The organism is Iodidimonas nitroreducens, assembly GCA_000710935.1.
In the GTDB taxonomy this organism is placed as follows: domain Bacteria; phylum Pseudomonadota; class Alphaproteobacteria; order Sphingomonadales; family Rhodothalassiaceae; genus Iodidimonas; species Iodidimonas nitroreducens.
In genome coordinates this window covers 1-22,652 of record BAYV01000001.1, presented here as the reverse complement: position 1 = coordinate 22,652, position 22,652 = coordinate 1, and the positions used below count along the sequence as shown (strand labels likewise).

The 22,652-nt window shown below is 56.9% G+C and carries 16 protein-coding genes and 1 tRNA gene; 11 read left to right on the top strand and 6 right to left on the bottom strand.

Annotation, left to right across the window (positions count from 1 at the left end; genetic code table 11):
* The first annotated feature begins 10 nt into the window (after nucleotides 1-10).
* From edd to AQ1_RS00045, 8 genes are all read left to right on the top strand, one after another.
* Nucleotides 11-1,822: a phosphogluconate dehydratase gene (gene edd, locus AQ1_RS00080; protein WP_042082635.1), complete on the top strand. Its 1,812-nt coding sequence runs from the start codon at nucleotides 11-13 to the stop codon at nucleotides 1,820-1,822.
* Between the two features lie 31 nt (nucleotides 1,823-1,853).
* A complete protein-coding gene (locus AQ1_RS00075) occupies nucleotides 1,854-2,498 on the top strand; it encodes a bifunctional 4-hydroxy-2-oxoglutarate aldolase/2-dehydro-3-deoxy-phosphogluconate aldolase (RefSeq protein WP_042082632.1) in 645 nt (214 codons plus the stop codon).
* Nucleotides 2,499-2,714: 216 nt separating this feature from the next.
* Entirely contained in the window at nucleotides 2,715-5,195 is a 2,481-nt protein-coding gene (locus tag AQ1_RS00070) for a TonB-dependent receptor domain-containing protein (RefSeq protein WP_390624369.1), read from the top strand.
* 108 nt (nucleotides 5,196-5,303) lie between these two features.
* The gene (locus tag AQ1_RS00065; protein ID WP_042082630.1) at nucleotides 5,304-7,226 is read left to right on the top strand and encodes an alpha-amylase family protein; all 1,923 of its coding nucleotides are present in this window, start codon (nucleotides 5,304-5,306) and stop codon (nucleotides 7,224-7,226) included.
* Entirely contained in the window at nucleotides 7,223-8,131 is a 909-nt protein-coding gene (locus tag AQ1_RS00060) for an ROK family protein (RefSeq protein ID WP_042082627.1), read from the top strand. The genes AQ1_RS00065 and AQ1_RS00060 overlap by 4 nt, the downstream gene beginning before the upstream one ends.
* Before the next feature lie 110 nt (nucleotides 8,132-8,241).
* Nucleotides 8,242-9,597: a cytochrome P450 gene (locus AQ1_RS00055; RefSeq protein WP_042082736.1), complete on the top strand. Its 1,356-nt coding sequence runs from the start codon at nucleotides 8,242-8,244 to the stop codon at nucleotides 9,595-9,597.
* Between the two features lie 21 nt (nucleotides 9,598-9,618).
* The gene (locus AQ1_RS00050; RefSeq protein ID WP_313978398.1) at nucleotides 9,619-11,271 is read left to right on the top strand and encodes a GMC family oxidoreductase; all 1,653 of its coding nucleotides are present in this window, start codon (nucleotides 9,619-9,621) and stop codon (nucleotides 11,269-11,271) included.
* Nucleotides 11,272-11,405: 134 nt separating this feature from the next.
* The gene (locus tag AQ1_RS00045; RefSeq protein WP_042082619.1) at nucleotides 11,406-11,834 is read left to right on the top strand and encodes an FKBP-type peptidyl-prolyl cis-trans isomerase; all 429 of its coding nucleotides are present in this window, start codon (nucleotides 11,406-11,408) and stop codon (nucleotides 11,832-11,834) included.
* Nucleotides 11,835-11,916: 82 nt separating this feature from the next.
* Here AQ1_RS00045 and AQ1_RS00040 read toward each other — a convergent pair whose 3' ends face one another.
* A complete protein-coding gene (locus tag AQ1_RS00040; protein ID WP_042082734.1) occupies nucleotides 11,917-13,338 on the bottom strand; it encodes a M20/M25/M40 family metallo-hydrolase in 1,422 nt (473 codons plus the stop codon).
* A 152-nt stretch (nucleotides 13,339-13,490) separates the two neighbouring features.
* Here AQ1_RS00040 and ettA point away from each other — a divergent pair, with 152 nt between their 5' ends.
* Nucleotides 13,491-15,143, top strand: coding sequence for an energy-dependent translational throttle protein EttA (ettA, locus tag AQ1_RS00035; protein ID WP_042082732.1), 1,653 nt, complete (start codon nucleotides 13,491-13,493; stop codon nucleotides 15,141-15,143).
* Between the two features lie 150 nt (nucleotides 15,144-15,293).
* Here ettA and AQ1_RS00030 read toward each other — a convergent pair whose 3' ends face one another.
* On the bottom strand, nucleotides 15,294-15,674 hold the full coding sequence (locus AQ1_RS00030; RefSeq protein ID WP_042082618.1) for a helix-turn-helix domain-containing protein: 381 nt from the start codon (nucleotides 15,672-15,674) through the stop codon (nucleotides 15,294-15,296).
* Between the two features lie 61 nt (nucleotides 15,675-15,735).
* Here AQ1_RS00030 and AQ1_RS14785 point away from each other — a divergent pair, with 61 nt between their 5' ends.
* Entirely contained in the window at nucleotides 15,736-16,110 is a 375-nt protein-coding gene (locus AQ1_RS14785; protein ID WP_081836936.1) for a lecithin retinol acyltransferase family protein, read from the top strand.
* Nucleotides 16,111-16,309: 199 nt separating this feature from the next.
* Here AQ1_RS14785 and wecB read toward each other — a convergent pair whose 3' ends face one another.
* The 4 genes from wecB to AQ1_RS00010 all read right to left on the bottom strand — a co-directional run bounded on the left by wecB (nucleotide 16,310) and on the right by AQ1_RS00010 (nucleotide 21,174).
* Complete coding sequence (gene wecB, locus AQ1_RS00025; protein ID WP_313978516.1) at nucleotides 16,310-17,488, bottom strand: non-hydrolyzing UDP-N-acetylglucosamine 2-epimerase; 1,179 nt, start codon at nucleotides 17,486-17,488, stop codon at nucleotides 16,310-16,312.
* Nucleotides 17,489-17,649: 161 nt separating this feature from the next.
* On the bottom strand, nucleotides 17,650-19,473 hold the full coding sequence (gene glmS / locus AQ1_RS00020; protein WP_042082615.1) for a glutamine--fructose-6-phosphate transaminase (isomerizing): 1,824 nt from the start codon (nucleotides 19,471-19,473) through the stop codon (nucleotides 17,650-17,652).
* 41 nt (nucleotides 19,474-19,514) lie between these two features.
* On the bottom strand, nucleotides 19,515-20,906 hold the full coding sequence (gene glmU / locus AQ1_RS00015; protein ID WP_042082612.1) for a bifunctional UDP-N-acetylglucosamine diphosphorylase/glucosamine-1-phosphate N-acetyltransferase GlmU: 1,392 nt from the start codon (nucleotides 20,904-20,906) through the stop codon (nucleotides 19,515-19,517).
* Nucleotides 20,907-21,100: 194 nt separating this feature from the next.
* A tRNA-Gly gene (locus tag AQ1_RS00010) sits at nucleotides 21,101-21,174 on the bottom strand.
* Between the two features lie 150 nt (nucleotides 21,175-21,324).
* On the opposite strand from AQ1_RS00010, the gene argE reads away from it, so the two are divergent.
* Complete coding sequence (argE, locus tag AQ1_RS00005) at nucleotides 21,325-22,479, top strand: acetylornithine deacetylase (protein WP_042082728.1); 1,155 nt, start codon at nucleotides 21,325-21,327, stop codon at nucleotides 22,477-22,479.
* Nucleotides 22,480-22,652 lie beyond the last annotated feature (173 nt).

The following is a 22,652-nucleotide window of genomic DNA, read 5'->3' as shown; positions in this document are numbered from 1 at the left end:
AAGGAGAGAGATGGTGCATGATACATTACAAGAGGTAACGACCCGTATTCGTGAGCGCAGCCTTGATCGCCGCACCGATTATCTCGAACGGATCGAGGCGGCGCGCCAGCAGGGCCCCAATCGCGGCACCTTATCATGTGGCAATCTGGCCCATGGCTTTGCCGCCGCAGAAGAAGACAAGCCCGCCCTGAAGGCGGATCAAAGCCCCAATATCGCTATTGTCTCGTCTTATAATGATATGCTCTCAGCGCATCAGCCCTATCAGCGCTTTCCCAATCTGATCAAGCTGGCAGCCCGCGAAGTGGGGGCAACGGCGCAATTTGCGGGCGGCGTGCCCGCCATGTGCGATGGCGTCACCCAAGGTCAGGATGGCATGGAACTCTCGCTGTTTTCGCGCGATATCATTGCCCAGGCCACGGCCATTGCCTTGTCGCATAATATGTTTGATAGCGTTTTGGCGCTGGGGATTTGCGACAAGATCGTGCCCGGCCTGATGATCGGAGCCCTGAGCTTTGGGCATCTCCCCACCATTTTCGTGCCGGGGGGGCCGATGCCTTCGGGCCTGCCCAATAACGAAAAATCGCGCATTCGCGGTCTTTATGCCGAGGGCAAAGCCACCCGCGACGATCTGCTGGAAGCCGAATCCCAATCCTATCACAGCCCCGGCACCTGCACCTTTTATGGCACCGCCAATTCCAATCAGATGATGATGGAAATGATGGGCGTGCATCTGCCCGGATCGGCCTTCATCCATCCCAATACCAAATTGCGCGATGCCCTCACCGCCCAAACAGCGCGGCGGGCGGCGGCGATCACCGCTTTGGGCAATGCCTATACGCCCTTGGGACGGGTGATTGATGAACGGGCCATCGTCAATGCCATTGTGGGGCTGATGGCCACCGGTGGCTCCACCAATCACACTTTGCATCTGGTGGCGATTGCCCGGGCGGCGGGGATCGAACTCAACTGGACCGATTTTGCCGATCTGTCTGCCGTGGTGCCCTTGCTCACCCGGATTTATCCCAATGGCTCGGCGGATGTGAATCATTTCCATGCTGCAGGCGGCATCGGCTTTTTGATTCGGGAACTGGTGGATGCCGGGCTTTTGCATGGCGATATCGAAACCATCCATGGGGTACCGCTGTCGCAGCATGCCTGTGAACCGATGCTGGATGGCGATAAGCTGGTGTTCAAACCGGCCCCCCTCAAAAGCGGCGACCCTGATGTGTTGCGCGGCGTGGATAATCCCTTCAGCGCCACTGGCGGGCTGGTTCTGGTGCAGGGCAATCTGGGGCGCAGTGTGATCAAGGTGTCGGCTGTGGCACCCGAACATCGCGCCGTGAAGGCTCCGGCGCGGGTGTTTCATCATCAAAATGAACTGGGCGAGGCCTTCAAACGCGGCGAATTGGAGCGCGATTTCGTGGCCGTGGTGCGCTATCAGGGGCCACGCGCCAATGGGATGCCGGAATTGCATAAAATGACCCCGGTTCTGGGGCTTTTGCAGGAGCGGGGCTATAAAGTGGCGCTGATCACTGATGGGCGCATGTCGGGGGCTTCGGGCAAGGTTCCGGCCGCCATTCATCTCACCCCCGAAGCGCTGGATGAAGGGCCCATTGCCCGGATCCGGGATGGCGATATCATCAATCTGGATGCTGAAGCCGGTCGCCTTGATGTGGAGATCAGCGAGGCCGAATTGCTGGCCCGCCCGATCACCCGGCCCGATCTTACGGGCAATCGATTTGGCATGGGCCGTGATCTTTTCGGCGCGGCACGTCATGCCGTCAACACCGCCGAAGAAGGCGCATCCTTCATCTTATCCTGATCGCGATCAATCTTTGCAAAGGCTTCAGCCCATGTCATCTGCACTTCACACCATCATGACCACTGCGCCGGTAATCCCGGTTCTTGCCATCGATAAGATCGAACAGGCGGTGCCTTTGGCGCAGGCCCTTGTCGCGGGCGGCCTGAAGGTTCTGGAAATCACCTTGCGGACCGATGTGGCGCTTTTGGCTATCGAGCAGATGATCCGCTCTGTGCCCGAGGCCATCATCGGCGCGGGTACGATCCGCACGATTGATGATCTCGCCCGGGTGGAGCAGGCAGGCGTGCGCTTTGCGGTCAGCCCCGGGCTCACCGCCGATCTCGCCAAAGCCGCCCGGCGATCCAGCGTGCCTTTGCTGCCGGGCATTGCCACGGCATCAGAGATCATGGCCGCCAATGATCATGGCTTTGATCATTTGAAATTCTTTCCCGCCGAATCATCGGGGGGCGTTCAGGCGGTGAAAAACTTCTTCGGCCCCTTTCCCGATGTGCGGTTTTGCCCCACCGGCGGCATTGGTCTGGCAAAAGCCGCCGATTATTTGAACCTGCCCAATGTGCTGTGCGTGGGGGGGAGCTGGATCGCCCCGAAAAGTGCAGTGCAGCATGAAAATTGGGCTGAAATCGAAAGGCTTTCCAGCGAAGCTTTTCGCACTGCGGCACAGCATCCCGAAGGCTGACGCCTAAGCCACATCAAGGGTTTTTGGCGTATTTTGGTGCGTTAAAACTGCATTTCACTGTCGATATGTTATTGCAATCGATTGCAAGTTTATGCATGATCCGCTCAGAGAAGCACAGGCAAGCAGCGCATAAGAAGCCATCCTGCGCTTTAAGGATAACAGATCGGCCGGGCCAAACGGATGCCTTGCCCTTATCACCTTTGGGGAGATCAAATGATGCCAGGATATATCAAACAAGCCCTGATGCTGTCGGCAGCGGGCTTTGCCATGGCCGCCTTTCCGGCCTTTGGGCAAACCGAAAATAATGATGAAGCAGGAAATGACGCACGCCCCCAAAGGGTGGGGATGCTTGAGGAAATCGTTGTCACAGCGGTGCCCATCAGTGGCACCAAAATGACCACATCGGTCTCCACCAGTTCTTTGAGCGCCGAAGAGATTCGCAATTTCGCACCGCGCTCCACCGCGGAAATTTTCCGCAATATCCCCGGTATCCGATCTGAAAGCTCGGGCGGGGGCGGTAATGCCAATATCGCCGTGCGCGGCCTGCCCATCTCCACGGGCGGTGCAAAATTCCTCTCCTTACAAGAAGATGGCCTGCCGGTTTTGCAATTTGGCGATATTGCTTTTGGCAATGCCGATAATTTTCTGAAGGCCGATAGTACGATCCAGCAAATCCAGGCCATTCGGGGGGGTTCGGCTTCCACCTTTGCCCAGAATTCACCGGGCGGCGTGATCAATATGATCAGCAAAACCGGGGATGTTGAGGGCGGATCGGTGGGGATCACCCGTGGCGTCGGCTTTGATCGCACCCAGATCGATTTTGAATATGGCGGGCCTTTGGCCGATGATCTCAGATTCCATGTGGGCGGCTTTTACCGGGTGGGTGAAGGCACCCGCGATACCGGCTTCAATGGCGATGATGGCGGGCAGATCAAGGCGAATATCACCAAAGATTTCGATAATGGCTATGTGCGCCTTTTTTTCAAGCATCTGAATGATCGGGAAACCACCTTCCTCCCCATGCCTTTGCTGGCGACTGGTACCAATAGCAGCCCAAATTTCCAATCGGTTGCAAATTTCAACATCAAATCCGATACCCCCCACACGCCTTTTCTTTTGACCGGTGCGGGGCTCGATGGGGAAAACAACCGCCGCACCTTTGATGTGACCGATGGTTTGCGTTCTCTCAGCACTGCCGTGGGGATCGAGTTTGAATTCGATCTGATCGATGATTGGCGGATCAGCAATAAGGGCCGCTATGCCGATAATTCCGGCAGCTTTACCGCACCCTTTCCGGCAACGGTTGGAAGTGCCTCATCAATTGCCCAGCAATTTGGCGGTGCCGGGGCAACCCTTGCTTTTGCCAATGGCCCCAATGGGGGGCAGGTGATCAGCAATCCCGCGGGGCTCAATGGCAATGGTCTGGCCATGCAGATTGCGCTTTTTGATGTGGATGTGAATAATTTAAATAATTTCGCCAATGATCTGCGGCTTCAGAAATCCTTTGATTTCAATGAGGCCGGTATTGTTGATCTGACATTCGGCTATTATAAGGCCAATCAGAACATCGATATGGATTGGGTCTGGAATTCCTTCCTGATGGAAGTGAAAGGCGATGAAGCGGCCCTTCTCGATGTTTTTGATGCCAATGGCGTGGCCCAAACCCTCAATGGTCAAACCAATTTCGGCGATCCCTTTGGCGGCTGTTGCACACGGGCGTTCAATACCGATTATGATACCGATTCGCCTTATGCCTCGGCATCCTGGGTGATCGAGGATCTGACCCTTGATGCCAGCCTGCGCTGGACCTTTGGCGATGCCTCTGGCACCTTTGCGGGCACGGTCCAACGGCCCTTCGATATCACCAATGATGGTGAAATCACCGGGCCTGAAGAAAATGTCTCGTTCGTGGATACGGCCAATCCCTCGCCGGTTGATTATACTTATGATTTTGCGTCCTACACCTTTGGCGCCAATTATCTTTTGAATGATGATCTGGCGGTTTTCGCCCGCTATAGCCGGGGCGGCAGCGCCAATGCCGATCGCCTGCTGTTTGGTCCGGCGATTGGGGCCGATGGCTCGCTTCTGGATCAGGATGCGGCGGTGGATACGGTGAAACAAACCGAAGCCGGGGTGAAATTGCGCACGGGTGGGCTTAATCTTTTCGGCACCTTCTTTTATGCCAAAACCGAAGAGCAGAATTTCGAGGTCACCCGCCTCACCTTCATCGATCGTAAATATCGCGCTTATGGGGTGGAACTGGAAGGCGCCTATAGCTATGGGCCGTTCGACATCACCGCCGGTTTGACATGGACCGATGCCGATATCATCGAGGATAATCTCTCACCCGAATTGGTGGGCAATATCCCGCGCAGGCAGGCGGATCTGATCTATCAGGTCACCCCATCCTACACTGATTATGGCTTTTCAATCGGCGCCAATATCATTGGCACCACCAGCTCATTTGCCCAATTCAACAATGAATTGAAGCTGCCGGGCTATGCGCAGGTGAATTTCTTTGCCAATTATGAAATCATGAATGGCCTTTTGATTTCCGCCAATATCAACAATATGTTCGATACATTGGGGGTCACGGAAGCCGAAGAAGGATCGATCATCCCGAATGCGCAGAATATCATCCGGGCTCGGGCCATCAATGGCCGCACGGCTTCGGTTTCTTTGCGTTATAGCTTCTAGGATCAACATGCGTGTCAGCCGCAATCACTTGGGCTCCTTGAGATCTTGTGATTGCGGCTCTTATTCTTGTAAGAGGGCGTTCGCCCGAAAAGGCAACACGGATCGATCATGTCTTTTTCCCAATCCATAGTGCATCATCCCCTTCTCGATCAGCAGCCCGCAGGTGATCGGGATTTGTTTGCCATCCGGGCCGAACTCTTTACCTCAGATGCCGAAGAAGCCCTGTTTGCGCTTTACGGCCAGCAGCCCGATTATGATGATTGGCTTTCACGCTTTTACGACATCATCGCCGAAGGCTTTGCCGCCCGGCCCGATGATCTCAAAAAGCTGGATCAGCAAAGGGTGCATATCCCCGATTGGTTCCAAAAGCCCCATATGATGGGCTATTCCGCCTATGCTGATCGCTTTGGCGGCACTTTGGCCGGGGTGGCGGATCGCCTTGATTATCTGGCAGACATGGGGATCACCTATCTGCATCTGATGCCCATCACCAAGCCCTGTGCCGGGGAAAATGATGGCGGCTATGCGGTGGAGGATTATGAAATGATCGATCCCCGCCTGGGCACCATGGCCGATCTGGAAAGGCTGGCGGCCGCCTGCCGGGATCGCGGCATCAGCCTTGTCAGCGATCTGGCGCTCAATCACACCGCCGACAGCCATGCCTGGGCGAAGGCGGCCAAGGCAGGCGATCCGCACTATCAGGCCTATTATCATTGCTTTCCCGATCGCCGCCTGCCCGATCTTTATGAGCAGAGCCTTGATGAGGTTTTTCCCATCAATGCGCCGGGGAATTTCACCCATATCCCACAAATGGATCGCTGGGTATGGACAACCTTTTATCCCTATCAATGGGATCTGAATTACAGCAATCCTGCGGTTTTTGCCGAGATGCTGCGCATCATGCTGCAGCTTGCCAATCGCGGGGTCGAGGTGCTGCGCCTTGATTCCGTGGCCTTCATGTGGAAAGCCATGGGCACGGATTGCCGCAATCAGCCACAGGCGCATCAGCTTTTGCGGGCCTTTCGCGCTTTATTGCGGATCGCGGCTCCGGCGCTGGCGCTGAAGGCGGAAGCCATCGTTGCCCCCGAACATCTCACCGCCTATCTGGGGGAAGGGGCCCATGCCGGCAAGGAATGTCAGCTTGGCTATCACAATACCCTGATGGTTTTGCTGTGGTCGGCTTTGGCGGAAGGCCGGGCTGACCGGCTCACCCGCATGTTGCGCCGGATGCCATCGCCGCCCGCCAATACAAGCTGGATCACCTATGTGCGCTGCCATGATGATATTGGCTGGCCGGTGCTGGATGTGGAACGGCAAGGGGATGGCCCCAGTGATCATGTGCGCTTTTTATCGGATTTTTATGCCGGTCGCAGCGCCAACAGCTTTGCCCGGGGGCAATCCTTTCAAACCGGCGAAGATCGCGCGGTGCATGGCACATCGGGGATGCTCGCGTCCCTCGCCGGGCTGGAATCGGCATGTGATGCGGGCAATGATCAGGCCATCACGCAGGCTATGGCCCGGATCAGCCTGCTGCACAGCATCATCTTTGCTTTTGGCGGCATTCCGCTGCTTTATATGGGCGATGAATTGGGGATGCTCAATGATCACAGTTTCGAGGGCGATCCGCAAAAAGCCGCCGATACCCGCTGGCTGCATCGCCCAACCATGGATTGGGCCAAGGCCGATGAACGCCATGAAAAGGGCAGCCTCACCCACAGGATCTATAGCACGATCCGCCATCTGATCGATTGCCGGGCGGATTTTCCTGCCCTTCATGGGGATACGCCTTCGCGGCCTTTGTCGGCAGCCAATCCCCATATTTTCGTGATGCGGCGTTCGGGCGCGCGGGGGCGGCTGCTTTTACTGGCCAATTTCAGCGCCAGCCCTCAGATCATCACCGCTGATGAGGTGATCGCCGCGCGCTTTCGCTTTCCCTTAAAAGACCGCTTGAGCCAAAGCCGGTTTGATGGGCTCGACGATCTGGTGCTGGCCCCTTATGCTTGCCATTGGCTTGAGGAGACGAACGCATGACGGATAGCGCGCTTTATGGGGCGATCGAGGCCGGGGGCACCAAGATCATCTGCCTGATCGGCAAAGGCCCGGATGATATTCGCGCCCAGATCGAATTGCCCACGCGCAGGCCGGATGAAACCATTCCCGATATTCTCGCCTTTTTTGAAGGCTATCACTCCCAGCTTGGGCCTTTGGCACGGGTGGGGCTGGCAAGTTTCGGGCCGGTGGATATCAATCCCCATTCCCCCCATTGGGGCCATGTGCTCAAAACCCCCAAGCCGGGCTGGACCGGCACCGATCTGGCCGGTGCGATCAAGGCCGGGCTGGGGGTGCCGGTGGTTTTCGATACTGATGTGAATGGCGCGGCTTTGGCGGAAGGGCGCTGGGGGGCGGCGCAGGGCCTTTCGGATTATGCCTATATCACTGTTGGCACGGGCATCGGTGGCGGTATCGTTTCGGGCGGGGCTTTGGTGCACGGGGTGATGCATGGTGAATTGGGCCATATCCCGGTTCCCCATGATCTTACGAGCGATCCTTATGAAGGCCATTGCCCCTTTCATGGCGATTGCCTTGAAGGATTGGCCTGTGGGCCGGCGATTGAAGCCCGCTGGGGAACGCCTGCACAGGCTTTATCCGCCGATCATCCCGCCTGGACGATGGAGGCGGGTTATTTGTCGGTGCTCACCACCAATCTGATCCTGATGCAGTCCACCCGGCGGATTTTGCTGGGGGGTGGGGTGATGAAACGCGCCAGCCTGTTTGAAGCCCTGCGCGCTCAAACCAAAGCCCGGCTCAATGGTTATCTCACCAATCCGCCCCATGATGGCGATCTGGTGGATGTGATCATGCCCCCCGGCCTTGGGGAACGCGCCGGCCCCTTGGGGGCTTTGGCTTTGGCGCTCGATGCCGACCGCGCTGTGTGATGCCGGTTTCGGTGAAAGCGCCCGCCCCTTGATCACGCCGGTTCTGGTGGCTGAGGGCAGCGGCGGAAGCGCGTATAGTGGGATCGGGTTTCATTGCGAAAGATCCTTTTATGGCCAGTCTCCCTGCAAAGCTGCGGCGACCATCGAAAGCCGGTCGGCTCGATCACATCCCCGGCGAAAAAGGCTGGCCCATTCTGGGCAATACCTTGGAAGATTTTCGCGATCCCCGCGCCTATACGCAGCGGATGCTGGATCGCTATGGCCCGGTTTATCGCCATCATATCCTTTTTCGCGATCAGGTTTCGCTGATCGGCCCTGAGGCCAATGAATTCTTTTTCCTCGACCGCGACAAGGCCCTGTCATCGGAACAGGGCTGGATGCTGTTTTTAAAGGATCTGTTCCCGCGCGGCCTGATGCTGCTCGATTTCGATGTTCATCGCGCCCATCGCAAAATCATGGGGGTCGCCTTTAAAACCCCGGCCATGCGCCATTATTGCACCCGGCTCAATGCGGGTATTCCCCAGCGCATCGATCAATGGGGCAAGGGTGGGCGGTTTTTGTTTTATGATGCCATCAAAACCCTGAGCCTTGATATGGCCAGTGATGTTTTTTTAGGGATGGCGCCGGGCGCGGAAGCGGCGGCGGTGAATAAAGCGCTTTCCGATATGGTGGCGGCTTCGATGGCGATGTTTCGCTATCCTTTGCCCGGCACTTTATATGGTCGGGGGGTGGCCGGGCGGCGGGCGATGGGCACATTTTTTGGCCGCCTGATCCCCCAAAGGCGGGGCACATCGGGATCGGATACCTTCAGCCTTTTATGCAATGCCACGGATGAAAAGGGCGAAGGTTTCAGCGATCAGCAGATCATCGATCACATGAATTTTCTGTGGATGGCCGCCCATGATACCATCACCTCATCGGTGACCACCTTAATCTATGAATTGGGGCGAAACCCCGATTGGCAAGACAGGCTGGCCGATGAGTGCGCCGGCCTTGGCACCGATCATCTCGATCATGAGGATCTGGGCAGGCTGGAACTGGTGGATCATGCCTTCAAGGAAGCCATGCGCCTGAATGCCCCGGTGCCTGCCCTGCCAAGAATGACCATCAAGGATGTGGACTTTGGCGGCTATGAAATCCCCAAGGGCACATTGGTGGGCATTTCCCCCACCTTCGTGCATCGGATGCGCAGCTTATGGCCCGATCCCGAACGCTTTGATCCCATGCGCTTTTCCGATGAAGGCGGGGTGCGCGAACGCCATAAATATGCCTATGTGCCTTTTGGCGGCGGGGCGCATATGTGTTTGGGGCTGCATTTCGCCACCATGCAGGCCAAGATCATCCTGTTTCATCTGCTGCGTCATTGGCGCATCAGGCTTGATCGTCCCGATTATCAGGCCGAATTCCAGATCATGCCCCTGACCAAGCCGAAATGCGGCCTTCCGCTGGAGCTTGTGCGGCGGTGAAAACAGGAAGGGGGGATGATCATGGACCATTTTGATTTCATCATCATAGGGGCAGGATCGGCAGGCTGCGTGCTGGCCAATCGGTTGAGCGAAAATCCCGCCCATAAGGTGCTTTTGCTGGAAGCCGGGCCAAAGGACAGCAATCCCTTTTTCCACATGCCTTTGGGCTATGCCGTCACCTTGAAATCCACCCGCTATAATTGGCAATTTCCCACCGTGCCGGATCGCCATACCCATGATCGCATCCATAAATGGCCGCGTGGCAAGGCCTTGGGGGGGTCATCATCGATCAATGCGATGATCTATATTCGCGGCAATCCCGGTGATTATGATGGCTGGCGGCAATTGGGCTGCACGGGCTGGGGGGCGGCAGATGTGCTGCCCTATTTCATGCGATCCGAAGATTATGAGCATGGGGCCAAACCCGGCCATGCTACAGGCGGGCCGCTGCCGGTGCGTGAACCGGCTTATGTTCATCCCATGTCGCGGGTTTTGCTTGAGGCGTGCGCGGATTATGGCCTGCCCCTGCTCGATGATTTCAATGATGGTCGGCAAGTGGGCGCGGGGCTGTGCCAATTCACTATCGATCAGGGCAGGCGGATGTCAACCGCGCGCAGCTTTTTAAAACAGGCAGCGATTAGACCCAATCTGCTGATCAAAACCGGCGCTTTGGTGCACAGGCTTTTAGCGCAGGGGCGCAAGATCACCGGGGTGCGCTATGCCATTGGCCACAAGCTGATCGATGCCGCCGCCGATAGGGACGTGATTGTATCGGCGGGCACGGTCAATTCCCCCCATCTGCTGGAGCTTTCGGGCATTGGCGATGCCCAAAGGTTGAAGGCGCAAGGCATCGATCTCTTGTGCGATCTGCCGGGGGTGGGGGAAAATCTGCAAGATCATTATAATGCGGCCCTAAGCTTTCAATTCGTTCCGGGAACGCCATCGATCAATGCCATGGCCCGGGGCCTGCCGCTTTTGGGGGCGCTGTGGCGTTATTGGCGGCATCGGGATGGGATGATGTCAATCGGTCCGGCACATGTCACCGCCTTTGCCCGCAGCCGGCCAGACTTACAGTGGCCTGATCTGCAATTCCATGCCACCCCCGCCACTTTGGATGGCGAAGCCTATAAAAACAACGAATTGATTTTCGATCAGGACCCGGGGCTGACTTTGGGCGGCTGTGTGCTGCGCCCCGAAAGCCGGGGGTCGGTTCATCTGAAATCGCCCGATCCGCGCCATTATCCCGATATCACCCCCAATTATCTGGAAGCCCTGAGCGATCAAAAGCTGATGGTGGACGCGCTTTTGATGGTGCGGGCGATCATGGCGCAGCCCGCCATGGCGCCTTTTGTGGAAAAGGAACGCGATCCCGGCGCTCAGGCCCGCAGTGCCGCCGAATTGCTCGCCTTTGCCAGGGAAAGCGGCACCACCATCTATCACCCGGTGGGCACCTGCGCCATGGGCCGGGCGGATGATCCACGCGCCGTCTGCACCCCCGATCTGAAGGTGAAGGGGGTGGATGGCCTGCGGGTTGCCGATGCCTCGATCATGCCGCGCCTTGTTTCCGGCAATACCAATGCCCCGGCGATCATGATCGGGGAAAAGGCCGCTGATCTGATTTTAGGGAAAACGCCTCCCGCTGCTGAAAATTGGCCCCATGGGGCCGAGGATTGACCCCATGGCGGCATGAAACAGTGCAAGGATGGCAAAATTTTGCCACATGCATTGACATTTCGGGGCGAAGGCACGACCTTCGGGCTGTGATATTCATCATGAAACACGCCCACTGATCGATCAGGAGAGAAATATTGTCCACGGCAAGCACGGGTGACACCGTCAAGGTTCATTATACCGGCACATTAAACAGCGGCCAGCAATTCGATAGCTCGCGCGAGCGCGAACCCATTGCTTTCGAGCTTGGCAAGCAACAGGTGATCGCTGGCTTTGAAACCGCGATCGAAGGCATGGCCGCCGGCGAAACGAAACAGGTCACCATTCCCGCCGATGAGGCCTATGGCCCCCGCCGTGATGATCTGGTGTTCGCGGTTCCGCCCGATCAGTTTCCCGCTGAAATGACCCCCGAAGAAGGGATGCGCGTTACCGGCACCACCAAAGAAGGCCAGCAGGTTGAAATGATGATCGTTAAGGTGAGCGAAGAAAAAATCACCTTGGATGCCAATCATCCTTTGGCCGGCCATGATCTGAATTTCGAACTGGAACTGGTGGAAATCGGCTGAGCCGGTTTCAACTTCGCGCTCGAAAAAAACCGCCAAAAGCCCGGCAGATCCTTCTGCCGGGCTTTTTATGCGTCAAGGCTGTTCAGGGCTGTTCAGCATCCGGGCGGAAATCCACATCCAGATTGGCCGCCATCCATGTGAAAACGGCATAGGCGGCGATATTCTGCTGAATATTGTCGAGTTCGATCTTATCAAAGGTATCATCTGCGGTGTGGTGCAGATCGAAATAATCGCTGCCATCCTGGGTCAGGCTCACCACCGGCACCCCGGCTTGGCGCAAGGGGATCACATCGGGGCCACCGCCCGCTTCATTCGCCCCCATGCCAATGCCCAAAGGCCGCAATTGCCGGTGAATGGCCCGGATAAAGGGCAGATCTTCCGCGCCCACCCGGCTTTCAAACCGCCAGATGCGGCCCGCTCCAAAATCGGATTCCGCCGCGATCACATGATTGGCCAGTTCATCCGCATGGGCCTTGGCATAGGCCCGCGCCCCTAAAAGCCCTACTTCCTCGGCCCCCCATAAAATTAGGCGAATGGTGCGTCTGGGGGCAATGCCAAGGTCCAAGATCCGCTTCGCCGCCGCCATGGTGATGCCGATGCCGGCCCCATCATCGATGGCCCCGGTGCCCAGATCCCAGCTATCGAGGTGGCCGCCGATCACAACGACCTCCTCGGGCTTTTCCGATCCCATGATATCGGCAATCACATTGCCTGATGTCACCGTTCCTAAGCTTTTCGGGGTCATCTCAAGCTTGATGCTCACCGGCCCGCGTTCCAAAAGGCGGCTTAACTGATCGGCATCGGGATTGGACAAGGCGGCAGCGGGAATGGCGGGCACATCATCGGCATAGCGGGTGCCGCCGGTATGGGGAAAGCGGTGGCTATCGGTGCCCACGGATCGGATCAACGTGGCCACCGCGCCTTTTCTGGCCGCAACGGAGGGCGTATTGCCACGAATATAATTGGTGTTGCCATAGCTCGATCCATCCTGCGTTTTATACATTTTGAGATCGATGAACACGATTTTGCCATCAAGGCTGCCATCGGGCGCGGCTTCAAGCTGATAAAGATCGTCAAAACGCGCCACTTCAGCGGTGATCCCGCCATCCGGGGTGGCAACCGATCCCCCCAATGTGGTGATCGTCAGGGGCTGCGCTGCCGCTCCCACCACATGGGCGGTTTCGATCCCGCGCGCCCAGCCTTCCATTTCAAAAGGCTCGACCTGGATATTGCTGAAACCCAGCGCCTTTAATTTCGCCACGGCCCAATCCTGGGCGGCGGCTTCCCGCGCGCTCCCCGCCAAACGCGGGCCGATTTCAGTGGTCAGAGATTCGATGATCTCATAGCCCATGCGATCATGAAGCCCCGCCGTCCGCAGCGTTTCCACCTGTTTGATCAGCGTGGCAGGGGTTTCGGCCACCACATAATCCTGCGCCCAAGCGCCTTCGGAGCTATCAACACCGACAGCCAGAAAAGCTGCCGTCATCAAGGCCTTGGCCCGCATCGCAAATCTCATCTCATGCCTCTCCATCATCAAAATATGTGCGAAAGACTAGCCGCAGTTCATCCATCCGCCAAGCCTGCTGATTGCGTCACCCGCGCGAGTGCGCTATGGAGCGCATCAAATCCCTGTCTTTGAAAGGTTCGGTGCGTCTCATGGTTCAGTATGTTTTCCACATGCAAGGACTCAACAAGAAATATCCCGGTGGCCGCCATGTGCTGAAGGATATTCATCTCAATTTCCTTCCCGGCGTGAAAATCGCGGTGATCGGCGTCAATGGCTCGGGGAAATCGACCCTGATGCGGATCATGTCGGGCATCGACAAGGATTTTACCGGCGAAGCCTGGGCCGCCGAGGGGATTCGCACCGGCTATCTGAGCCAGGAACCTCAGCTTGATCCGGCCAAGGATGTTTTGGGCAATGTGCGTGATGGGGTGGCGGCGCAACAGGCCATTCTTGATCGCTATAACGAGATTTTGGCCGATTATTCCGATGATGTGGCCGATGAAATGGCCCGCCTGCAGGATGAAATCGATGCCGGCAATCTGTGGGAACTCGATAATCAGGTCGAGATTGCCATGGATGCCCTGCGCTGCCCGCCGGGCGATGCCGATATCGCCACCCTTTCCGGTGGCGAACGGCGGCGGGTGGCCCTGTGCCGCCTGTTGCTGGAAAAGCCCGATCTTTTGATGCTGGATGAGCCGACCAATCATCTGGATGCCGAATCAGTGGCCTGGCTCGAACGCTTCTTGCAGGAATATAAAGGCACCGTGGTGCTGGTAACCCATGATCGCTATTTCCTCGATAATGTGGTGGGCTGGGTGCTTGAACTCGATCGCGGCCATGGCATTCCTTTCGAGGGCAATTATTCCCAATGGCTGGAAGCCAAGCAAAAGCGGCTGGCGCTGGAAGAGCGCAAGGAAGAAGCCAAGGACAAGGCTTTGGCAAAAGAGCTGGAATGGATCAGATCCAGCCCCAAAGCCCGGCAGGCGAAATCGAAGGCGCGCATCAGGGCCTATGATGAAATGCTGCAAGAACAGCAGGAAAAGCTTTCGGGCACGGCCCAGATCAAGATGCAGCCGCCCACCCGGCTTGGCAGCAATGTCATTGAATTTAATGGCGTTTCCAAAGCCTTTGGGGATCGCCTGCTTTATGAAGATCTCAGCTTTTCCCTGCCGCCCGGCGGAATTGTGGGGATCATCGGCCCCAATGGTGCCGGTAAAACCACCCTGTTCAAGCTGATCACCGGCGAAGAAACACCGGATGCCGGAACCATTTCCATCGGCGAAACCGTGCAGCTTGGCTATGTGGATCAAAGCCGCGATGCTTTGGATGCCAATCAAACCGTGTGGCAGGAAATTTCCGGCGGTGATGATATATTTTATTTCGGCAAGACCGAAATTCCCACGCGTTCCTATGTGGGGGCCTTCAATTTCAAGGGCGCCGATCAGCAAAAAAAGGTTGGCCTGCTTTCGGGCGGGGAGCGCAATCGCGTGCATCTGGCCAAAATGCTGCGCAAGGGCGGCAATGTTTTGCTGCTGGATGAGCCGACCAATGATCTGGATGTGGAAACCCTGCGGGCTTTGGAAGAAGCGCTGGAAAATTTCGCGGGATGCGCCGTGGTCATCAGCCATGATCGCTTCTTCCTCGATCGCCTTGCCACCCATATCCTTGCTTTTGAAGGCGATAGCCATGTGGAATGGTTCGAGGGCAATTTCGAAGCCTATGAAGCCGACCGCAAACGCCGCCTGGGCGATGAAGCTGCAACCCCCCATCGCCTGAAATTCAAGAAATTCGAGCGCGGCTGACCTTTAGCCCAAGTCCAATATGGCGGACCCGCCGCCATGGGCCGGGTCCGTTTGCTTTTGATGGGTAGCACATGAGCAAGGTACCTTATGCACGCTGTTATGATCCGTCCTGTAACGCTAAGGTGGTCCTATCACTCCAATCGGATGCCATCATTTCATCAGCTTGGAGATCAGAAAAGCCAATGCGGCTGATGCAAGAACGAATTTGGTGAGATCGCCATTATTCTGATCGGCTTGGATATCCTTGGGATTTACGATTTTCACATCTTCCTTCGGCAGCTGTTTTGCGATGGTCTCTGCCCTGTCAATAATCATAGACATTTGCAGTTCGAGAGAATCACAACCGTTTTTTAAATCCTCCAAACTCATCTTCGACTGACCACGCATGATCCGCGACCATGTCGGCTGGCTGATCCCGCTTTTTTCAAAAAAATCTTTTAATGTCAGTCCCTTATTCTGACATTCTAAAGCCAGCAATTGGGCTATGATCATTGAAAAGGTCGTAGCGTGTGAAAAACCATTTGCATTCATTTTGAATTATATATATAATTTTGAATTGCTATCATATTTCAGATTATAAAGGAACTTATGAATGATATCAACTTACTCCGTTGGCGAAGTCGTTTCGGCTTGGTTCTTCCCGGGATATCAGCACTTTGGAATTGTCAGTGAACGCGGCACTGTCATTCATGCTTCAAAACGACAAGAAAAGGTGGTGGAAAGCTCAGTAGGAGAATTTTCAGAAGGATTGCCGATTACAAGGCATGGTATTGATGGCAATCTTCCTCCATATGAGATTGTTCAAAGGGCACGCCAACGGATTGGCCGCCCCTATCGTCTATTTTTGCAAAATTGTGAGCATTTTGTCACGGAAGTGTGCGGCGTGGAGCCAAGGAGTCCTCAGATCAAGGGCCTTATTTTTGTACTACTTTGTGTTTTAGGCTTTTCCTTTCTGCCTAGAGCCTAACTCTACCGTCACGCATTTTAATGAGGTCTGTATTTTAATGAGGTCTGTATTTCGATCCATTCTTTCGGGCGATGCCTCACAAGAGCGTCAGGGCGTAAGAAGCCCTGACGCGGAAGCACTTCTCGCCTCTGCGCCACGCATAGTATCGCTGTCTCATCGAAAGTCCCGGCGCTTTGGCACCGGGCCGCACAACCCGCCATCAGCCGCTTTCGGCGTGGTAGGTTTCCGGCACCCATGCATCGGTCATCATTCCGGCGATGCGATCAATGATCCGTTCTGAGGCGTGGCCATCGCCAAATAAAGTCCGCCGCCGGGCCATGCCTGCATAATGGGCCGGATGATCGAGCAGGCGGCAGGCTTCGGCATGGATGCGCTGTTCGGAATGCCCAACCAGAATTGCCGCTCCGGCATCCACCGCTTCCTGTCGTTCCGTGCTTTCGCGCAAAACAAGGATGGGTTTCCCGAGATAGGGCGCTTCTTCCTGCATCCCGCCGCTATCTGAAATCACGAAATGCGCCTGCCGCAGCAAATGGATGGAGCTGGCATAATCCAGCGGATTTAAAAGATGCACATGCGCCACATCCGCCAAAGATGTGCGCATCAGATGATCGATTTCGGGCGAAGGATGCACACTGACGATAATCTCTACATCCCCCCGCGCGGCCAGCCTTACCAAAGCCCGGCTCAGGGCCTTCAGCCTGATCCAGCGCTTTTCCCGGCGATGGCAGGTGACATAAATCAACCGCCGACCTTGTGGCATGATGCGCAGCAGCGCCTGTGCCTGGGCGGCCAGCGCCTCATCGCGATCAAGGCGGGTGCACATCTGCTGCACCGCATCGATCCCGCTATTGCCGCTGATCAGGATGCTGCGGGGATCGATCCCTTCGCGTTCCAGATTTTTTTGGGCCGCCAAGGTGTGCACCGCATGGAGATGGGCCAAAGGCGCGATCATCTTGCGGTGGGATTCTTCGGGCCAGGGATCCAGCCGATCCCCACTGCGCAGGCCCGCTTCCAGATGCAAAAGCGGAATATGTGCATAAAAGGCGGCCAGGGCCGCGGCAAAGCTCGTGCTGGTATCGCCCTGCACAATCATCCAATCGGGCTGTTCGATTTGGATCATCGCGCCAATTCCTTCCAGAATCGCAGCCCCAAGGCTTGTGAGGCTTTGATCGGCAGACATGACCTCGAGATCATGATCCGCGCTGATCCCGAATTGCGCCAAAACCGGGTGGACCAGATCGCGATGCTGGCCGCTCAGGCACAGGCAATGCTCAAAATCCGCCCGAGTCTGGATCGATGCAATCAATGGCGCCATCTTGATCGCTTCGGGGCGCGTGCCAATGACCGACATGATCCGCAACAGAAAATCCCTTCCCACCAACAAGGCCCTAATCCGGGCCAAAAGGCACAAGCGGTGCCATTTGGGGCGATGCAAAAAATGCACCCCCTGCGGGTAAGAATTATAAGGATTCGTGCAACTGTCCAGTGTTTATTTCATTTGATTGCGGCCTATCCGTTGCAGTTGTGCGGGAAAAAAGATCACTCAACCGTCACCGATTTGGCCAGATTGCGGGGCTGATCCACATCGGTGCCTTTTAAAACGGCGGTATGATAGGCCAAAAGCTGCACGGGAATGGCATAAACAAGGGGCGATGCCAAAGGATGCACCGCCGGCATTTCGATGCTGTTGCCTGCGGTTCGGCCCTGGCTTGCGATTCCCTCCTTGCAGCTCATCAAAATGACCTTGCCGCCCCGGGCGATCACTTCTTCCATGTTCGAGATCGTTTTTTCAAACAGTGGCCCTTTGGGGGCGATGACGATCACCGGAACATTGGGATCGATGAGCGCAATCGGGCCGTGCTTGATTTCGCCCGCAGCATAGCCTTCGGCATGAATATAGCTGATTTCCTTCAGCTTCAGCGCCCCTTCAAGGGCGAGGGGATAATCAGCACCGCGCCCCAGATACAGCACATCCCGCGCCCGGGAAAGATCGGCGGCATGGCTAGCCACCTGTTGTTCCGCCTGCAGGGCTTCCGACATGCGCGAGGGAATTTCATTGAGCACCCGCACCAGAGCCGCCTGTTCCGTCTGATCGATATGGCCCCGGGCCACCCCAAAGGCGATGCTCAGCGCTGCTAAAACCGCAAGCTGGCAGGTGAAGGCCTTGGTGCTGGCCACCCCGATTTCCGGCCCGGCATGGGTGGGAAACACCATATCCGCTTCCCGCGCCATGGTGGATTGCGCCACATTGACGATGGTGGCCGTGATCTGGCCCTCGGCCTTGCAATGGCGCAGGGCTGCCAGGGTATCGGCGGTTTCCCCCGATTGCGAGATAAAGAGCGACAGGCCGCCCCTGGTCATCACCGGCTGGCGATAGCGAAATTCCGATGCGATATCCACGGTCACCGGAATTTTGGCATAATGTTCCAGCCAATATTGTGCGATCATCGCCGCATAATAGCTGGTGCCACAGGCAATGAGGGTGATCCGGCTCAGGGCTTTGGGATCGAAACACAGGCCCGGCACCGTCACCGTTTCCGCCAGAGGATCAAGATAGCTGCCAAGGGTTTGCCCCACCACGGTGGGTTGTTCGTATATTTCCTTCAGCATGAAATGGCGGTGATTGCCCTTGTCCACCATCACGCCCGAAACCGATGAGTGGACCAAAGGTCGTTCCACCGGATCGCCTGCGGCATCGAATAAGGCAAAATGATCGCCATGAAGCTCGGCCCAATCGCCTTCCTCCAGATAGCAGATGCGGTTGCACAGCCCGGCCAGTGCAATGGCATCCGATCCCAAAAAGCATTCCCCATCCGCCAGCCCCACAACCAAAGGACTGCCGCGCCGGGCGCCATACATCAGGCGATCCTTGCCATCGATCAGAATGGCAAGGGCAAAAGCCCCTTCAAGACGATCAAGGGTCTGTTTCACCGCCAATCGCGGTTCTATCCCTGCGGCAAGATGATCGCTCAGCAGATGGGCGATCACTTCGGTATCGGTTTCGCTGGTAAACTGATGGCCCGCGGCGATCAGCTCTTCGCGCAGGGCCTTGAAATTCTCGATGATGCCATTGTGCACCACCGCCACATGCCTGCCGATATGGGGATGGGCATTGGCGGTTGAGGGCTCGCCATGGGTAGCCCAGCGGGTATGGCCGATCCCGATCAGGCCATCAAGGGGATCGCGGGCGAGCAGGGCATCAAGCTGATCGAGCTTGCCGCTGGCCCGACGCCGGGCGATCCGGCCGTCTTGGATAAGGGCGATCCCGGCACTGTCATAGCCGCGATATTCCAGCCTGCGCAAGGCATCCATCAAGCGGCCTGCAACCGGCCTTAGCCCCACGATCCCAATAATTCCGCACATATTGCCGTCCCTTGTTCTTGTCCTGGAAGCCTGATCCGCCTTCAGCGCGATTTATGATCGTCATGATCGATTTTTGGGGCCGATTTCGGGCGGCTTTTGCGGGCCCGGAATTTTTTCGCCCAGCCGGGGCGGCTGGTCTGCTCGGCCCGGGCAAGCGCCAGATCGCCATCATCCACAGCGCGGCTGATCACGCTGCCCGCCCCGATGATCGCCCCTTCGCCAATATGCAAGGGGGCCACAAGGGCGCTGTTTGATCCGATGAAGCTATCGGCTCCGATGCTGGTGTGGAATTTGGCGAAACCATCATAATTGCAAAAAATGGTGCCTGCGCCGATATTCACGCGCGGCCCGATGGTGGCATCGCCGATATAGCTTAAATGGCTGGCTTTTGCCCCTTCATCGAGCCGGGCATTTTTGATTTCCACGAAATTGCCAATCTTCACCCCCTTGCCGATATCGGCCCCCGGGCGCAGGCGGGCATAGGGGCCCACCACGGCTTTCGTGGCGATCTTCGCCCCTTCGATATGGGAAAAAGCGCGGATGATCGCATCATCCTCGATCTCTACATGGGGGCCGAAAATCACCTGCGGCTCGATCAGCACATCGCGGCCCAGCTTGGTATCATGGCTGAAATAAACCGTATCCGGGGCGATCAGCGTGGCCCCCGCCGCCATGGCCGCCCGGCGCATCCGTTTTTGAAACACGGCTTCCGCCATGGCCAGATCAGCACGATCATTCACGCCCAAAAGATCATCGGCCGGGGCTTCGATCACCGCCGCTTTCACCCCCAGATCCCGGGCAATCGCCACCGTATCAGTGAGATAATATTCCCCCTTGGCATTGTCATTGCGCAGGGGCTGCAAAAGCCGGGGTAAAAGCGCCCCATCAAAGGCCATCACCCCTGAATTGCACAGGCCAATCGCCCGTTCGGCAGGGCTGGCATCCTTATATTCCACAATCCGCAAAAGATTGCCGTCATCATCGGTGACAAGGCGGCCATAAGCTCCGGGATCTTCGGGGCGAAATCCCAGCACCACAAGGCCCGGGCCTGCGGATTTCCGATCCCCGATCTGTGCCAGCATCAAAGCCAAAGTTTCAGATCGGATCAAAGGCGTATCGCCATAAAGCACCAGAACCGGACCCTGATGGCCAGCAAGGGCGGGCAGGGCCTGCATCACCGCATGGCCGGTGCCCAATTGGGGTTCCTGCACCGCAAAATCCACCTTCCGGCCCGCCATCGCGGCTTCAAGCTGCTGGCGATCCGATCCCACGACCAGAATCTGCCGCGCGACACTGATGTCCGCCAATCGATCAAAGATATGATCGATCATCGCCCGCCCGCCAATGGGGTGCAGAACCTTGTGACGACGCGATTTCATTCTCGTTCCCTTGCCTGCAGCAAGAATGACGGCAGCGGCATTGCGAACAGACATGGAAGGATGCAGCCTTTCATTTAAACCAGAGGCAAAGCCCCGATAAAGCCCCGATAAACCCCCGATAAACCATTGGCGGGCAGACTGCCACAGGCAGCAGGCTTATTCAAAACGCAAATATAGATGTGAAAAGGAAAACTGGCCAGCGGTCACAGGCTGCGCCATGACTCATTAATGCGTGGCCATGATGAGCATGGAGCGGGTGAAGGGAATCGAACCCTCGTCACTTGCTTGGGAAGCAAGAGCTCTACCATTGAGCTACACCCGCATCAGGCTGGACAGGAAACTAGGGCCGACGCGGGGCGAAATCAAGCGTCAATCGTTGCGCGCTTATTGCGCGCCCATTGCGCACCATGAAAGGCACTGGCATGTTAGCTTTATGGATGCCCCAAAGCCCAAGGATTCCCCCGTGCAATCAATGGATGCGAGCCTCTCGATCATCAAAAATCTGATCGCTTTTCCCACCATCAGCCAGAACAGCAATCTGGACCTGATCGCTTATGTGCGCGAGCTGTTGGCCGAACATGGGATCACCGCACAGCTTTTTGCAAATGAGGATGGTACCAAAGCCAATCTTTTGGCCAGCATCGGCCCGGATGATCGGCCGGGCATCCTGCTTTCGGGCCATAGCGATGTGGTGCCGGTGGCGGGCCAGAATTGGTCCAGCGATCCTTTTGCGGCCGAACTGCGCGATGGGCGGCTTTATGGGCGCGGGGCGTGCGATATGAAAGGCTTCATCGGCCTTGTGCTCGCCCTTCTCCCCCGGCTGGCCCGGGCGGATTTGGCCATGCCGGTGCATATCGCCTTGTCTTATGACGAGGAAGTGGGCTGCGCCGGGGTGCGCTCTTTGGTCGATCATCTGGCCCATCTGCCGATCAAGCCACGCTTTGCCCTGATCGGCGAGCCTACGGATATGAAGCTGGTGACCGCCCATAAGGGTATTTGTGTGGAGCGCACCACGATCATCGGCAGGGCCGCCCATTCCAGCCTCCCCGATGAGGGGGCCAACGCCCTTTTCGCGGCGGGAGCCTTTCTTGGCTATCTCGATGCTTTGGCGCAGGAACTGCGCGCACATCAAGATGCCCGGTTCGAGCCGCCTTTCACCAGCATCAATGCCGGACGCATGACCGGCGGGGCGGCGGTCAATATCATTGCTGATCGGGCGGTGATCGATTGGGAATTTCGCCCGCTGCCCGGCATCGATCCCGATCAGATTCTGGATCGCGTGAAAAGCCATGCGCAAAAGATCATTCTGCCAAGATTGCAGGCCACCGCGCCCGAGGCGGAGATAAGCTTCGAGCAGATCGCCCGCGCGCCATCCCTTGAGGCCGATGGCTCAGAGGATGCGGAAAAACTGATGCGGCGTTTGATCGGGGCCAATGAAAGCCATGCGGTATCGTTTACCACCGAAGCCGGGCTGTTTCAGAAGGTTTCCGGTATTCCGGCCATCGTCATCGGCCCCGGTTCCATCGAACAGGCCCATAAGCCCGATGAATTTGTGAGCCTTGATCAGCTTCAGCGCGCCCGATCCATGCTCGAGGCGCTGATCGATTATGCCGAAGCCAGAGCTTAATGGGTCCTGACCCTAGGGTCAGGACCCACTAACCGCACCTTCGAGGCGCCGGAAGGGCAAACAGATCGGACGGATAGGCGTGCCGGGAAGGCTGGTTGCCTTTCCAAGCGCATATCTGTTCGAGATGAACGTCATTCCGACGTCCCTATGGGATTTGACCAGAACGGCTCATT